At 71.5% G+C, this 14,525-nt stretch carries 15 protein-coding genes, 2 tRNA genes and 1 pseudogene; 11 read left to right on the forward strand and 7 right to left on the reverse strand.

Going from position 1 to position 14,525, the window contains the following annotated elements; genetic code table 11:
• Positions 1-84: 84 nt before the first annotated feature.
• On the reverse strand, positions 85-618 hold the full coding sequence (locus FBY41_RS10240) for a MarR family winged helix-turn-helix transcriptional regulator (RefSeq protein WP_260439684.1): 534 nt from the start codon (positions 616-618) through the stop codon (positions 85-87).
• Positions 619-679: 61 nt separating this feature from the next.
• Here FBY41_RS10240 and icmF point away from each other — a divergent pair, with 61 nt between their 5' ends.
• Entirely contained in the window at positions 680-3,949 is a 3,270-nt protein-coding gene (gene icmF / locus FBY41_RS10245; RefSeq protein ID WP_141844112.1) for a fused isobutyryl-CoA mutase/GTPase IcmF, read from the forward strand.
• 96 nt (positions 3,950-4,045) lie between these two features.
• Positions 4,046-4,798 (forward strand): helical backbone metal receptor, encoded by a 753-nt coding sequence (locus tag FBY41_RS10250; RefSeq protein WP_141844114.1) that lies wholly within the window; start codon positions 4,046-4,048, stop codon positions 4,796-4,798.
• A gap of 34 nt (positions 4,799-4,832) precedes the next feature.
• On the opposite strand, the gene FBY41_RS10255 is transcribed toward FBY41_RS10250, so the two are convergent.
• Both FBY41_RS10255 and FBY41_RS10260 read right to left on the reverse strand, forming a co-directional pair.
• Positions 4,833-6,077: a cupin domain-containing protein gene (locus FBY41_RS10255; RefSeq protein ID WP_141844116.1), complete on the reverse strand. Its 1,245-nt coding sequence runs from the start codon at positions 6,075-6,077 to the stop codon at positions 4,833-4,835.
• The gene (locus FBY41_RS10260) at positions 6,077-6,349 is read right to left on the reverse strand and encodes a BatC protein (protein WP_141844118.1); all 273 of its coding nucleotides are present in this window, start codon (positions 6,347-6,349) and stop codon (positions 6,077-6,079) included. Before FBY41_RS10260 ends, FBY41_RS10255 begins: the two co-directional genes overlap by 1 nt.
• 98 nt (positions 6,350-6,447) lie before the next feature.
• Between FBY41_RS10260 and FBY41_RS24265 the strand changes: the two are divergent.
• Together FBY41_RS24265 and FBY41_RS10265 are read left to right on the forward strand one after the other, a co-directional pair.
• Positions 6,448-6,516: pseudogene (locus tag FBY41_RS24265) on the forward strand (hypothetical protein); the annotation flags it as partial.
• Positions 6,489-6,662, forward strand: a complete 174-nt coding sequence (locus FBY41_RS10265) for a DUF2945 domain-containing protein (protein ID WP_375869868.1) — start codon at positions 6,489-6,491, stop codon at positions 6,660-6,662. The pseudogene FBY41_RS24265 and the gene FBY41_RS10265, both read left to right, overlap by 28 nt.
• Positions 6,663-6,700: 38 nt before the next feature.
• Here FBY41_RS10265 and FBY41_RS10270 read toward each other — a convergent pair whose 3' ends face one another.
• Complete coding sequence (locus FBY41_RS10270) at positions 6,701-7,522, reverse strand: hydrolase (RefSeq protein WP_141844120.1); 822 nt, start codon at positions 7,520-7,522, stop codon at positions 6,701-6,703.
• Positions 7,523-7,593: 71 nt separating this feature from the next.
• On the opposite strand from FBY41_RS10270, the gene FBY41_RS10275 reads away from it, so the two are divergent.
• Positions 7,594-8,484: a hypothetical protein gene (locus FBY41_RS10275; RefSeq protein WP_141844122.1), complete on the forward strand. Its 891-nt coding sequence runs from the start codon at positions 7,594-7,596 to the stop codon at positions 8,482-8,484.
• A 3-nt stretch (positions 8,485-8,487) separates the two neighbouring features.
• On the opposite strand, the gene FBY41_RS10280 is transcribed toward FBY41_RS10275, so the two are convergent.
• Positions 8,488-9,726, reverse strand: coding sequence for an AI-2E family transporter (locus FBY41_RS10280; protein ID WP_141844124.1), 1,239 nt, complete (start codon positions 9,724-9,726; stop codon positions 8,488-8,490).
• A 144-nt stretch (positions 9,727-9,870) separates the two neighbouring features.
• Between FBY41_RS10280 and FBY41_RS10285 the strand changes: the two genes are divergently transcribed.
• From FBY41_RS10285 to FBY41_RS10310, 6 genes are all read left to right on the forward strand, one after another.
• Positions 9,871-9,943 (forward strand) — tRNA-Thr (locus tag FBY41_RS10285).
• A 59-nt stretch (positions 9,944-10,002) separates the two neighbouring features.
• Positions 10,003-10,079, forward strand: a tRNA-Met gene (locus tag FBY41_RS10290).
• Between the two features lie 172 nt (positions 10,080-10,251).
• Positions 10,252-10,422, forward strand: coding sequence for a 50S ribosomal protein L33 (rpmG, locus tag FBY41_RS10295; protein WP_141823397.1), 171 nt, complete (start codon positions 10,252-10,254; stop codon positions 10,420-10,422).
• A 125-nt stretch (positions 10,423-10,547) separates the two neighbouring features.
• Positions 10,548-10,994 (forward strand): FAS1-like dehydratase domain-containing protein, encoded by a 447-nt coding sequence (locus FBY41_RS10300; RefSeq protein ID WP_141844126.1) that lies wholly within the window; start codon positions 10,548-10,550, stop codon positions 10,992-10,994.
• Complete coding sequence (locus FBY41_RS10305) at positions 10,994-11,452, forward strand: MaoC family dehydratase (protein ID WP_141844128.1); 459 nt, start codon at positions 10,994-10,996, stop codon at positions 11,450-11,452. The genes FBY41_RS10300 and FBY41_RS10305 overlap by 1 nt, the downstream gene beginning before the upstream one ends.
• A 14-nt stretch (positions 11,453-11,466) precedes the next feature.
• Complete coding sequence (locus FBY41_RS10310; protein ID WP_141844131.1) at positions 11,467-12,540, forward strand: UDP-N-acetylmuramate dehydrogenase; 1,074 nt, start codon at positions 11,467-11,469, stop codon at positions 12,538-12,540.
• Positions 12,541-12,597: 57 nt separating this feature from the next.
• On the opposite strand, the gene FBY41_RS10315 is transcribed toward FBY41_RS10310, so the two are convergent.
• The gene (locus FBY41_RS10315; protein WP_141844133.1) at positions 12,598-13,284 is read right to left on the reverse strand and encodes a hypothetical protein; all 687 of its coding nucleotides are present in this window, start codon (positions 13,282-13,284) and stop codon (positions 12,598-12,600) included.
• Between the two features lie 123 nt (positions 13,285-13,407).
• On the reverse strand, positions 13,408-14,442 hold the full coding sequence (locus FBY41_RS10320) for an adenosine deaminase (protein WP_141844135.1): 1,035 nt from the start codon (positions 14,440-14,442) through the stop codon (positions 13,408-13,410).
• Between the last annotated feature and the right edge of the window lie 83 nt (positions 14,443-14,525).

Here is a 14,525-nt window from a genome sequence, read left to right on the forward strand (position 1 = left end):
GTCCGACGATGGACCCGTCGTCTGAGAGATTTCTGCGGGCCTGCTCGGAGGCGACTGGACCTTCGCTGAGCCGCGGAGGCCGGGTCAGAAGTCGCCGGCGTCGCGGCGCAGGCGAGTCAGGATCTCCACGAGGGAGTCGACGTCCGAGCTCGAGAGGTCGGGCTGCTCGAAGACCTCGGCGTTGAGCGCCTTGGTGGCCCGCTCGGCGAGCTCCCGGCCCGAGGGAGTGAGTGCGACGAGCATCGCCCGCCGGTCCTCGGGGTGCGTGGAACGGGTCACGAGCCCGGCGTCCTCGAGGCGGTCGACGGCGTTGGTGACGCTCGTGGGGTGCACCTGCAGGCGGCTGCCGATGACCTTCATCGGCAGCGACCCGCGCTTGCTGAACCACAGCAGCATGAGGACCTCGTAGCGCGCGAACGTCACCCCGAGCGGTCTCAGGGTCGCCTCGACGCGGGCGAGCACGATCTGGTGGGCCCGCATGAGCGACGTCACGGCGGCCATGCCGTCGGCGGCGGCGTGCCAGCCCTGCTCCACCCACTGCTGCCGGGCGCGGGCGATGGGGTCGAAACCGAGCCCGGGGCCCGTCAAGGGCCGCGGGCCCGTCGTCTCGGCGCTCATGCCGTCATCGTAGCCACGCGACGCGTTGACGTCCATTAGTAGGAAGTCCTACTATTTTTCCATGTCCGACGCAGCGAAGCGCGATCTCCACCAGCCGTCACACCACGTCCGGCTCGTCACGGCCAGCAGCCTCTTCGACGGCCACGACGCGTCGATCAACATCATGCGGCGCATCATGCAGTCGCAGGGCGCCGAGGTGATCCACCTCGGGCACAACCGCTCGGTCCAGGAGGTCATCGACGCCGCCATCGAGGAGGACGTGCAGGGCGTCGCGGTCAGCTCCTACCAGGGCGGGCACGTCGAGTACTTCGAGTACCTCGTGCAGCTGCTCAAGGAGAACGGCGCCGGCCACATCCGCGTCGTCGGCGGCGGTGGCGGCGTCATCGTGCCCGAGGAGATCGCGCGGCTGCGTGAGTCGGGGGTGACGATCTTCAGCCCCGAGGACGGCCAGCGCCTCGGCCTCACGGGGATGATCAACACCGTCGTGGCCGACTGCGACTTCGACCTCTGGCAGACCGGCGCCCCCTCGCTCGAGGCCGTGCTGGCCGGTGACCGCGCCGCCGTCGCCCGGGCCGTGACCGGTGCGCAGGAGGGTCGCCTCGACGACACCACCCTGGCTGGCATCCGCGAGGCGGCCGGCCGGCGGCGCGTGCCGGTGCTCGGCATCACCGGCACCGGCGGCTCCGGCAAGTCGAGCCTCACCGACGAGCTGATCCGCCGGCTGCGTCTCGACCAGCAGGACAAGCTCCGTGTCGCCGTCCTCGCCGTCGACCCGACGCGCAGCCGTGGCGGTGGCGCCCTGCTCGGTGACCGCATCCGCATGAGCTCGCTCGACGGCGACCGTGTCTTCTTCCGCAGCCTCGCCACCCGCGGGGGCTCGCAGGTGCCGACGCACCTCGACGACGTCGTCGACGTCGTGCGCGCGGCCGGCTTCGACCTCGTCATCCTCGAGACGCCGGGCATCGGCCAGGGTGACGCCGCCGTCGTCGACTTCGCCGACGTGTCGCTCTACGTCATGACGCCGGAGTTCGGTGCGAGCAGCCAGCTCGAGAAGATCGACATGCTCGACCGCGCCGACGTCGTGGCCATCAACAAGTTCGAGCGTCGTGGCGCCGAGGACGCCCTGCGCGACGTCGGCCGCCAGATGGTGCGCAACCGCGAGGCCTTCGGCAAGGGGCCCGCCGACATGCCCGTCTACGGCACGTCCGCTGCCACCTTCAACGACGACGGCGTCACCGCGCTCTACCAGGAGCTGCGAACCCTGTTGTCCGACAAGGGCATGGCGATCGCGGAGGGCGTCCTGCCCACGGTCGCGACGAAGCATTCGACGCGCATCGCGACCGTCGTGCCCGCGGCCCGCGTGCGCTACCTCGCGGAGATCAGTGACACGGTCCGGGGCTACCACGAGGCCACCGAGCGGTATGCCGCCGCGGCCAGCCGGGTGCAGCGCCTCGAGTCCGTGCGCGGCGAGCTCGCCGGCGCTGCTGCATCCGATGACGTCGACAGCGCCGAGAGCGCGGTCCGCGCCGTGGAGGCCCTGCTCGACGACGCACGCACCGACGTGCCCGCCGAGGTCGCCGGTGCCCTCGCCGCCTGGCCCTCCATCGTCGAGTCCTACTCCGGTGACGAGCAGGTCGTCAGCATCCGTGGCAAGGAGATCCGCAACGCTCTGACGCGAGAGTCGTTGTCGGGCAACAAGATCCCTCGGGTGTCGCTGCCCCGCTACCGCGACCACGGCGAGCTCGTCAGCTTCCTGCGCCGTGAGAACCTCCCCGGCTACTTCCCGTACACGGCAGGGGTCTTCCCGTTCAAGCGGGAAGGGGAGGACCCGGCCCGCATGTTCGCGGGTGAGGGCGACCCGTTCCGCACCAACCGACGCTTCAAGCTGCTCTCCGAGGGCCAGCCCGCGACGCGCCTGTCGACCGCCTTCGACTCGGTCACCCTCTACGGCCGAGACCCCGACCCGCGCCCCGACGTCTACGGCAAGGTCGGCACCTCGGGGGTCTCCGTCGCCACGCTCGACGACATGAAGGTGCTCTACGGCGGCTTCGACCTCGTCTCGCCGACGACGAGCGTCTCGATGACGATCAACGGTCCGGCCCCGACGATCCTCGCCTTCTTCCTCAACACCGCCATCGACCAGCAGGTCGACGCCTTCACGGCGCGGGAGGGGCGCGCACCGAGCGACGCCGAGCGGGCCGACCTCACGGCATACGCCCTCGCCAACGTGCGGGGCACGGTCCAGGCCGACATCCTCAAGGAGGACCAGGGCCAGAACACCTGCATCTTCAGCACAGAGTTCAGCCTCAAGATGATGGCGGACATCCAGGAGTGGTTCATCGAGCACCAGGTCCGCAACTTCTACTCGGTGTCGATCTCGGGCTACCACATCGCCGAGGCCGGGGCGAACCCCATCAGCCAGCTCGCCTTCACGCTCGCCAACGGCTTCACCTACGTCGAGAGCTACCTCGCCCGCGGCATGGCGGTCGACGACTTCGCGCCGAACCTGTCGTTCTTCTTCAGCAACGGCATGGACCCCGAGTACTCCGTCCTGGGCCGGGTCGCCCGCCGCATCTGGGCGGTCGCGATGAAGGAGAAGTACGGCGCCAACGAGCGCTCGCAGAAGCTGAAGTACCACGTGCAGACGTCCGGCCGTTCGCTGCATGCGCAGGAGATGGACTTCAACGACATCCGCACGACCCTGCAGGCGCTCATCGCGATCTACGACAACGCGAACTCGTTGCACACCAACGCTTTCGACGAGGCCGTGACGACCCCGTCGGAGGAGTCGGTGCGTCGTGCCCTCGCGATCCAGCTCATCATCAACCGCGAGTGGGGGCTCGCGATGAACGAGAACCCGCTCCAGGGCTCCTTCGTCATCGACGAGCTGACCGACCTCGTCGAGGCGGCCGTGCTCAAGGAGTTCGACCGCATCACCGAGCGCGGCGGTGTGCTCGGGGCGATGGAGACGGGCTACCAGCGCGGCCGCATCCAGGACGAGTCGATGCTCTACGAGCACCGCAAGCACGACGGCAGCCTCCCGATCATCGGCGTCAACACCTTCCGCAACCCGCACGAGGGCGAGGTGCCCCGCACGGTGGTGCTCGCCCGCGGCACCGAGGAGGAGAAGCGGGGCCAGCTCTCGCGGGTCCGCGCCTTCCGGGCCGAGCACGAGGTCGAGGCGGCGGCCGCCCTCGAGGAGCTCAAGGCGGTCGCGATCGAGGGCGGCAACGTCTTCGACGTCCTCATGCGGGCGGCGCGGGTGTGCTCGCTCCAGCAGATCACCGAGGCCTTCTTCGAGGTCGGCGGCCAGTACCGCCGCAACGTCTGAGACCACCCCGCGTGGTTCGATGTACCTGCGCGGCCTCAGGCTCGCGCAGATGCATCGACCGGGAGGTTGGCGGGGTGTGGTGTGGGGAGGTGCGCGGTGCTGACCGATGACCTGGGGTATGCCGTCCGGTCGGCCACGTCGCCGACGCGCGTCGTGTCGTTGGTCCCGTCGATCACCGAGGCCCTGGCGGCGACGTGCCCCGAGCGGCTCGTGGGTGCGACGGACTGGTGCACCCACCCGAGCGACCTCGCGGTGCACCGGGTCCGCGGCACGAAGAACCCCGACCTCAAGGCCATCGCGGCCCTGGAGCCCGACCTCGTCGTGGCCAACAAGGAGGAGAACCGCGAGCTCGACGTGCAGCGGTTGCGGGCGAGCGGCATACCGGTCTGGGTGACGGACATCGAGACGGTGCCCGGGGCGCTCGACTCGCTCGAGCGGCTCTTCACGAAGGCACTCGGGGTGCCCGTGCCTGCCTGGCCCGACGAGGCCCGGGCGGAGTGGGACACTCCGGCGCCCGACCCGACCCTCGAGGTCGCCGTGGCCATCTGGCGCGATCCGTGGATGGCCGTCGGCCGCAACACCTTCACGGGCGACGTCGTCTCGCGGCTGGGCTGCCGCAACGTCCTCGGCGGCCATGCCGACCGCTACCCCCACGTCGAGCTCGCCGACCTCGACCGCGATGGCGTCGTCGTCCTGCTGCCGGACGAGCCGTACGTCTTCACGGCCGATGACGGTCCGGAGGCGTTCTCGCGCGCCCGCACGGCCCTCGTCAGCGGTCGCCTGCTGACGTGGTACGGCCCGTCACTCGTCGGCGCCCGGGCGGCCCTGACCCAGGCCGTCCTGCCCTGACGCGTCAGGACGGCCCGGCCAGTCGTCGGGGCGGTCAGTCCTCGGGGACGGCGAGGCCGGCGAGCATGAGCCGTCGGGCGAGGTCGACGCCGACCATGTCGGCGCGCAGCACGCCGCCGTCGACGAGCGCCACGACGGTGCCGACGTCTCGCGCCTCGACCTCGAAGGCCGGGAGGCGGCTCGTCAGCACGGCGTGCCCGTCGTCGAGCGGCACGAGTCGGGCGTCGACGTACGGACGCAGCCTGAGGCAGGTCTCGCCGGTCAGCGCCTCGGCAGCAGCGAGCTGGGCGAGCGGGCCGAGGGGAGAGGGTCGCTGGGCCGCGCGGACCTTCGTCTCGAGCGCGTCGGTGACCGAGTCGGGCTCGACCTCCTGCAGGGCGCGGATGAGGGCCTCGCGCACGAGCTCGATGTCGGTGGCGAGAGCGCCGTGGCCGAAGCCCTCCGGCGACGGGGTCAGCGAGGCCCTCACCTGCTCGTCGCGGCTGACCGCCGCGAGCGCCGAGGTCACGAGGGCGTCGGCGAGGTGCCGACGCGTCCACACGTGGATCCCGAGGGTCAGGTGCGTGCTGACGCCGCCCAGCGCCGTGGCGGAGTGCACCCACCCGCGCGGCAGGTAGAGCACATCGCCCGGTCGGAGCGTGAACTCGAAGGCCGGCTCGGCGGCACTCGCCTGAGCCACCTCGGCGCGGTGGTCGGTCCACGGCTCGTCACGAAGCGGGGCGGGGTGCACGGGCGGCCTGAGGCGCCACCGCTTCTCGCCGCCGACCTGCAGCACGAAGACGTCGTGGACGTCGTAGTGGTCGCTGAAGCCCGTGCTCTGGCGCGGCGTGACGTAGGCGTTGGCCTGCACCGGGTGGCCGAGCTCGTCGGCCAGCTGCTGGGTGAAGTCGATGAGGGGGCCCCAGGTGCGGTGCAGGCCCTGGAGGACGATCGTCGCGCCCGCGGCGAAGAGGCGCAGCAGCTTGTCGTCGCTCACCTGGTCGGCGACCGTGGCCCCGACGCCACCACCTTGGGTGAACTCGCGGTCGCCGAGGGTCTGTCCGTCGCGCGCGACGCGCAGGAAGGGCGCCCGCAGGCCCCGTCGTGAGACGAGCTCGTCGACCGCGCTCTCACCGAAGAGCTCCGACAGTCCCCCGGGTAGGTCGGCGGCGCGCGTGACGAGGGGGGAGCGGGCCCAGGTGTCAGCCGCGAACTCCGCGGCGTCGACGGGCACGAGCCGCTGCAGCGCCGGGCGCCCACGCAGCTGCGTGGGCACCCGGCTCGTCGTGCCAGCGGTCATCAGATCGAGGTGGTCGGGTCCGCTCCGGCCCCGCCGTCCGCGCCACCGTCGTGCGAGGAGGTGTCGGCTCCGCCGTCGGCGGGCCCCTCCGTGCCGGCGCCACCGTCGGCGCCACCGTCGTGCGAGGAGGTGTCGGCTCCGCCGTCGGCGGGCCCCTCCGTGTCGGCGCCGCCATCGGCGCCACCGTCGTGCGACGACGTGTCGGCTCCGCCGTCGGCAGGGCCCTCGGTCGTCGGGTCATCGCTCATGGGGTCCAGCGGGCTGTCGCTCATGGCATCTCCTCCACAGGGTTCGGCGCGGCGCCGGACGACGCCGTCGAGGGTCTCCTACCCGCTCGGGGCACCACTGGCACACCCCGCTGCCGCGTGTTGTGATCGCCTCCATGGCGATCACGAAGGGCGACACCGTCCGATGGAACACCTCGCAGGGCCGCACCACCGGCACAGCGGTCGAGAAGCGCGTCTCGGAGTTCACCTTCGAGGGCAGAAGTTCAACGCCTCGAAGGACGAGCCCTACTGGATCGTCGAGTCGAGCAAGACGGGCGCCAGGGCGGCGCACAAGGAGTCGGCGCTCGACGCTGACTGACTGACTGACTGACGCCGCCCGCCACCTCACCCGCCGACTCAGGTGAGGTGGTCGAAGTCCCCGCGTGTCCACGCCGCGTGCCGGTCGGCGGACCTGCGCAACACGCCCTTGGCGTCGGAGGGCACGACCGCGCCGAAGTTGTTGTAGAGCCGGTCGAAGTGAAGCCCTTCGAGCTGGGTGGTGATCCGCTGGACCACGTTGCCCGACAAGGGGATCCGGTTGGGGTAGCTGCGCATGAAGCTCACGGAGCGGCGGTCGGGGTTGGGGAACACGGCGTCACCGGCGAGCAGCACTCCTGCCCCTGCCGCCCCGGCCGCCCACTCGACGACGGCCTGGCCGCGGAAGTGCCCCCCGACCCGGTGCAGCGTGAGACCTGGTGCGACCTCGCGACGCTCGTCGTAGAGCTCGACCAGCGGGCTCGGCCGTCGGACCCACTCCCGGTCGCGCTCCGCGACGAGCACCGGCACGTCACCCAGGGCGTGCGCCCACTCGGTCTGCACGCCGTACATGTGCGGGTGGCTCGCAGCCACGGCCAGCGTCGGACCGAGCGAGCGCACGAGCTCGAGGGCGGCGTCGTCGATGTAGCCGACGCAGTCGAAGAGCAGGCTGCCCTCGGTCGTGCGCACGACCATCGTCTGCTGCCCGATGCCGACGGCGGGGTCGGCGCGCAGCCCCCACAGGTCGGGCTCCACCTCGGTCGCCACGATGCGGGTGCCGCGCTCTCGCAGCTCCGCGAGGGTGGTCCAGCGCTGGCCGTCGGCCGGGACCCACTGGCGCTCGTCCTCGCAGACGGGGCAGGCCGCGGGCGGCTGCGGCAGGTCTGCCGTCTCGACGGCGCACGTCTCGCAGATCCAGATCACGGCACCACTGTGGCCCGTCGACCCGGGTCTGCACCACCCCGCCACCCGCGTGGGTGCGGGAGGATGCAGGGGTGATCCTCCACCTGCGCGCCGCCGTCGAGCAGCTGTATGCCGCGATGCCGGGTGAGTTCACGACGCTGCGCACCCAGCTCGTGAGGCAGGCGCGCGACGCCGGCGACGCAGCGCTCGCCAAGGAGATCACCGCCCTACGCAAGCCGACCGTCGCGGCGTGGGCACTCAACCACTTCGTCCGCGAGCACGGCGAGGAGCTCGCCGACTTCAGGGCGTTCGCCGAGCTGCTCCGCGAGGCCCAGCGCTCCCTCGACGCCGACCAGCTGCGCGTGCTCGGGCGGGAGCGAGCGCGGCGCGTCGACGCCGTTGCCGAGCGCGTCGCCGCCGAGGCGGCCGCTGCGGGCCAGCGGCTCGGTGCCGGAGTCGCCCAGGAGGTGCGCGACACGCTCACCGCGCTCGTCGCCGACGAGAGTGCCGAGGCATCGATCCTCACCGGTGCCCTCGTGCGCGCCCTGTCCTACTCCGGCTTCGGGTCGGTCGACATCGACGACGTCGTGGCCGTCGACACGGGGCTCGTCGGGGGCGCCGCGGGGGCGCGGCCCGCGCTCGAGGTGCTGCAGGGCGGAGGGGAGGGCGGCGAGGCGGCTGCCGCCGTCGACCTCGAGGAGCGACGCCGCGCACGTCGAGCGGCGGAGCGCAGTCGCCTCACGGCAGAGCTCGAGCAGGCCCGCTCCGAGCTGCGCACGGCCGATCGTCAGGTCGCCGTGCTGACCGCCCGCCAGGAAGAGGTCATCGAGGGCATCGCCGACCTCGAGCGACGTCTCGCGACGGCACGGGCCCGCCTCGAGAAGGTCACGTCAGAGCTCGACGAGGCGAGCGGCATACGCGATCGGGCCGAGCGACGGGAGGCCGACGCGACCACGGCACTGGCCGAGAACGAATCGTCCTGAGGCTCAGACGCCTTCGGTGGACGCCTGCCCCGTGCTGTCCCCGGTCGTGGTCTGTCCGGCGGGGTCGGCGGCGGCCTTCGCCCGGTGCGTCCGCTTCTTCTGCTCTTTCGTGTGTTCCTTCGCCGCCTGGAGGGCTGCGAGCTCGGGCACGAGGTCGTACTTGCGCGAGTAGATGCCGAAGAGGGACAGCATGAGCGCCGCCACGGGCACGGCGACGAAGGCGCCCGCCACCCCGAAGAGCGCCGCGCCGAACATCACGGCGGCGAAGGACACCGCCGGGTGCACGTCGACGGCCTCGGCCGAGATGCGGGGCTCGATCGTGACGTTCTCGATCTGCTGGTAGACGAGGGCGAAGGCGAGCAGTGCCAGCCCCTGCCACGGCTCCGGCCCCATGAGGCCGACGAGGACGGGCAGCGCGATCGCGATGTAGGTGCCGATCGTCGGGACGAACTGCGCGACGAGGCCGGTCCAGATGCCGAGGGCGAGCCAGTAGTCCATGCCGATGATGAGCATGAAGAGGCTCGAGAGGCCACCGCAGATCGCTGCCAGCACGAGGCGCGCCGAGACGTAGCCGCCGGTCTTGATGACCGCGAGGTCCCAGGCGACCCCGAAGACCTCCTGCTGCTTCGGGGGCACGAGTCTCGCGACCCACATGCGCAGCCGGGGGTTGTCGGCCGAGAAGTAGAAGGTGAAGAAGAAGAAGGTGATCGAGGAGAAGAACGCGCCGAGCACGGCCGCGATGACGCCGATGAGGCCACCGGCGAGGTTGCCGGCGACGCGGGCGAGCCCTGCAGTCCCGCCGGTGAACTGCTCGAGGATCGACTGCACCGTCAGGGAGGCCCCGAAGGTCTCGTTGGCCCAGGCGACCGCCCGCTCGACGATGTCGGGCACCGACTTGACGAAGGTTGCGAGCTGCTCGCCGAGAAGGCGTCCGAAGGCGAGCAGGAAGACGATGATGAAGACCAGGACGCCGAGCATGACGATGATCGTCGCGACGCCTCGTCGCATGCGGTGGCTGAGGCGGGCGACCGCGGGCTCCATGGCGATGGCGGCGAGCATCGACATGATGAGGGTGAAGATGACGCTTCCGCCGTCGTCGATCACCCATCTGGCGAGGGCCGCGAGCGCCACGACCCCGGCGAGCACCCAGCCGGTGCGCCACACGTTGCGCCGGTCGAAGCGGACGACGACGTCACCGCTGGGCGTCGGCGGCAGAGGAGGCTCCGTGACGGGACCGGTCATGAGGTGATCATCTCAGCCCGACGCCCCACGACGCGTGATCCGGCGCTCTGCCGATTTCGTTTCTGTCGCGGCGACCGTGTAGTCTCACCGTCGCAGAACAGGTCAGCCGCGGCTCCTCGACGGGGGCCGCATCGCGTTGGCCGTGCCCCAATAGCTCAGTCGGCAGAGCGTTTCCATGGTAAGGAAAAGGTCTAGGGTTCGATTCCCTATTGGGGCTCTGGTCGGTCACCCGATCGGTCCGTCGCAAGACTGAGGCGGACCCGGGTGGCAGCCCATGGCGGGGTAGCTCAGCTGGTTAGAGCGCACGACTCATAATCGTGAGGTCGCGGGATCGAGCCCCGCTCCCGCTACCACCTTCGTTGCGTGGCGCCCGGTGCCGGCCGAGATCTCGACAGACGATTTCTCGATCGGCACCGCTGTCACGTAGCCTTGTGTGTCGCGACCGCGTGCCCGCTTGTTCACGTGCGCGGCGGAGCACCCGAAGACATCGTTTCAGCAAGCACGTTCCCGAAAGAGCAGGTTGCCGTGGCCAGCAAGAGCACCGACGTCCGTCCCAAGATCACGATGGCGTGCGTGGACTGCAAGGACCGCAACTACATCACGAAGAAGAACCGTCGGAACAACCCCGACCGTCTCGCGTTCAACAAGTTCTGCCCGAAGTGCGGCAAGCACACCGAGCACCGCGAGACCCGCTGACCCCAGCGCCTGTGCCCCGCCCATGAGCGCGTGGGCGGCCTGTCAGCTCCTCAGCAGCACCGAACGCTCCTCCGGCCCGTGGCCGGGGGAGCGTTCGTCGTCGTCGCCTCGATAGGGTTGCCGGTATGCCGGTCAACGCAGACTTCCAGGGGCGGGAGTACCCGCCCACCGAGCCCTACCGGGTCAGTGCCGCCAAGATCCGCGAGTTCGCCGAGGCGGTCGGCTCGACCGATCCCGTGCACGTCGACGCCGACGTCGCGCGGGCGCGCGGCTACGCCGACGTCATCGCCCCGCCGACCTTCGCCGTGCTCATCGCGCAGCAGTGCGACGGCCAGCTCATCCGCGACCCCGACGCCGGCATCGACTTCAGCCGGGTCGTGCACGGCGAGCAGCGCTTCGTCCACCACCGTCCGCTCACCGCGGGTGACGCGATCGTCGGCACCCTGCACGTCGACACCGTGCGCGAGGCCGGAGGCCACGCCATGGTGACCACCCGCACCGAGCTCGCGACCGAGGCCGGCGAGCCGGTCTGCACCGCGACCTCGACCATCGTCATCCGAGGAGGCGAGTGATGAACGAGCACCCCACCACCCCCGCAGCCCCCGCCACGGTGCGCTCCGCGGCCGACGTCACCGTCGGTGAGGCCCTGCCCCCCGTGACGATCCACGTCGACCGGCCCCGCCTCGTGCAGTACGCCGGCGCCTCCCTCGACCGCAACCGGATCCATTGGGACGAGCCCTTCGCCAAGCAGGTCGGGCTGCCCGACGTCATCGCGCACGGCATGTTCACGATGGGCTCGGCCGTCACGCTCGTCACCGACTGGGTCGGCGACGCCGGCCGGGTCGTCGAGTACGGCACCCGCTTCACCAAGCCCGTCGTCGTGCCCTACGACGGTGGCGCCGACATCGAGGTGTCGGGCGTCGTCAAGGCCCTCGACCCGGAGACGAAGCGGGTCACCGTCGAGCTGACCGCGACCGCTGGCGGCGAGAAGGTCCTCGGCCGGGCCATCGCCGTGGCCGTGCTCGACTGAACGCCGCCACCAGCGTGCGCGAGGACCACGATGTCCCCCTGGCGTCCCTGACGACGATGCGGGTAGGTGGCCCTGCCGCCCGCCTCGTCACCGTCTCGACGATCGACGAGCTCGTCGACACGGTCCGCGAGGTCGACGACGCGGACGAGCCGCTGCTCGTCGTGTCCGGCGGCTCCAACCTCATCGTGGCCGACGAGGGGTTCGAGGGCACCGTCGTGCACGTCGCGACGGGTGGGGTGACCCCCGAGTCGGCCGACTTCTGCGCGGGCGCGCTCGTGCGCGTCGCCGCGGGGGAGGGCTGGGACTCGCTGGTGGAGCGGGCTGTCGCGGAGGGGTGGGCCGGCGTCGAGGGACTTTCCGGCATACCGGGGCTCACGGGCGCCACCCCGATCCAGAACGTCGGGGCCTACGGCCAGGACGTCTCGCAGACGATCTGGTCGGTGCGCACGTGGGACCGTCGCGACCAGGCCGTGCGCACCTTCGCGAACGGCGACTGCGGCTTCGGCTACCGCCGCTCCCGCTTCAAGGGGACCGACCGCTTCGTCGTGCTCGACGTGCTCTTCCAGTTCGAGATCGCCGACCTCAGCCGTCCCGTTGCGTATGCCGCCCTGGCCGACGGTCTGGGGGTGCCGCTCGGCACCCGTGTGCCCCTCGCGGACGCGCGCGAGGCCGTCCTCGACCAGCGTCGCAGCCGCGGCATGGTGCTCGACGCCGACGACCACGACACGTGGTCGTGCGGCTCCTTCTTCACCAACCCGATCCTCAGCCCGCGTGGCTTCGACGACCTCGTCGAGCGGGTCAGCGACCGCCTCGGCCCGGAGGCGCCGCTCCCGCCGCGGTTCTCCGAGCCCGACGGCCGCGTCAAGACGAGCGCGGCGTGGCTCATCGACAGGGCGGGCTTCGGCAAGGGCCACGGGCTGCCCGGCCCGGCGGCCCTGTCGACGAAGCACACCCTCGCCGTGACCAACCGTGGCGGTGCGACGACCTCCGACGTGCTCGCCCTCGCGCGCGAGGTGCGTGACGGGGTCGAGGAGGCCTTCGGCGTGCGCCTCGTCAACGAGCCGGTGCTCGTCGGCGAGACCCTCTGACGGCCGGCCCGGTGAGCTGCCGAGGCCGCCCCCGTGACGACGGGAGCGGCCTCGAGGCTACTTCGAGAGGACGACCGTTAAGGTCTTGGCCTTGATGGCCTTGTCGGTCGTGCTGACCTGGTAGGCGGGCCGGTTGAAGGCCAGCGTCAGGGCCGAGGTCGTGCCGCGGTTGACCTTGAAGAATACCCAGCCTGACGACCACTTCTCGCGGGTGGCGGTGCTGAGGTCCTTGGCGCTCCACAGGCCCTTGAACTCGTTCGTCGACGGAACCGTCTGCTTGGGGTTCGCCGCGATGAGGCTGAGCATCGACGGCTCGAGCGTCGCGGAGTAGCGCGTGCCGGCCTCGAAGCGCACGCGCACCCCGACGATCTCGAACTGCTCGGCACCCACGGGCTGACCCGACGGCCACTTGAGGTGGCGCGCGATGCGGGTGGCGGTGATGGTGTGACCGAGGTCGGGGTCCTTGATGACCGCGTTGATGTTCTTGTAGCTGACCTTCTCGACGGCTGCCGGCGGCGGCGTCGTCGGGGTGGCCGTCTCCGTGGCGGGGGCGGTCGTCGTCGTGGTCGTCGCAGGCGTCGTCGCCGCGTTGGCCGAGGTCGCCGGGGCGGTCGGGTCGGCGGTCACCGCGGACTCGCCGCTGCACGCAGCGAGCGCGAGAGCGGGCACCACGACGGCGACCGCGCAGAGCTGTCGCAGACGGGTGCGGGAGGTCGTGGAGGGGGCGTCGGAGGATCGCGTCAAGGTCTTCATCTCCCGACCAGCATGAACGCCGGGGTCGCCGTGGAGCAAACTCGGCTCACTCGGAGGGACGTCCTGATGTCCCATTGGTCCGACTTCTCGAGGTGGGTGCGAGCGTGTCGAGGCTCACGGCATGGGGCGCGTCGCGAGCCACGTGTCGACGTCCGCGAGCGCCGCGGCCCGCACCCGCTCGGGAGCGCGGCTGCCCCGCAGCGACCCGCGGGCCAGGGCCGCGAGCTCGGCGTCGTCGAAGCCGAGCTCGCGGGCGGCGGCATACTGCGCCGCGAGGCGGTTGCCGAAGAGGAGCGGGTCGTCGGCCCCCAGCGCCACCGGTATGCCGGCCTCGACGATCCGCCGCAGCGGCACCTCCGCGGCCGTGCCGAAGACGCCGAGAGCGACGTTGCTGCCGGGGCACACCTCGAGCGTGGCACCGGACTCCGCCACGGCGTCGAGCACGGCCGGGTCCTCGACCGAGCGCACCCCGTGGCCGATGCGGTCGGGGTCGAGGTGCTCGAGGGTCTCCATGACGGCCTGGGCGCCGAGCAGCTCACCGCCGTGGGGCACGAGCGCGAGCCCGGCGCGGCGGGCGATGGCGAAGGCCGGGCCGAACTCCTCGGTCGCTCCACGCCGCTCGTCGTTCGACAGGCCGAAGCCCACGACGTGGCCCGCGTCGTCACCGGCATACCGCGCGGCGAGTCGGGCCAGCGTGCGCGCCTCGAGCGGGTGGCGCATCCGGCTCGCGGCGACGACGACGGCGACCCCGATGCGCCCGTCGGACGACACCGACCTCGCCTCGTCGAGGACGATCTCGAGCGCCGGGGTGATGCCGCCGACGAAGGGCGCGTAGGAGGTCGGGTCGACCTGGATCTCGAGCCACCGCGAGCCCTCGGCCGCGTCGTCGTGTGCGGCCTCGCGCACGATCCGCCGCATGTCCGCCTCGCCGCGGACGCAGGCGCGTGCGGCGTCGTAGAGGCGCTGGAAGCGGAACCAGCCACGCTCGTCGGTCGCTCGGGCGAGCTTCGGCGGGTATCCCGTGACGAGCGCGTCGGGCAGGCGTATGCCGTGCTGCTGGGCGAGCTCGCGCACCGTCTCCACGCGCATCGAGCCGGTGAAGTGCAGGTGCAGGTGGGCCTTGGGAAGGGCCGTCACCTCGCGCGTCATGCGGGTCAGTGTGTCACCCGGCCGGTGCCCCGACCGGAGGGGTGGCCGGAGGGGCGGCGGGAGGGTTGGCCGGCGAGTGACCC

Source organism: Humibacillus xanthopallidus (assembly GCF_006716675.1).
GTDB classification, from domain to species: Bacteria; Actinomycetota; Actinomycetes; order Actinomycetales; family Dermatophilaceae; genus Humibacillus; species Humibacillus xanthopallidus_B.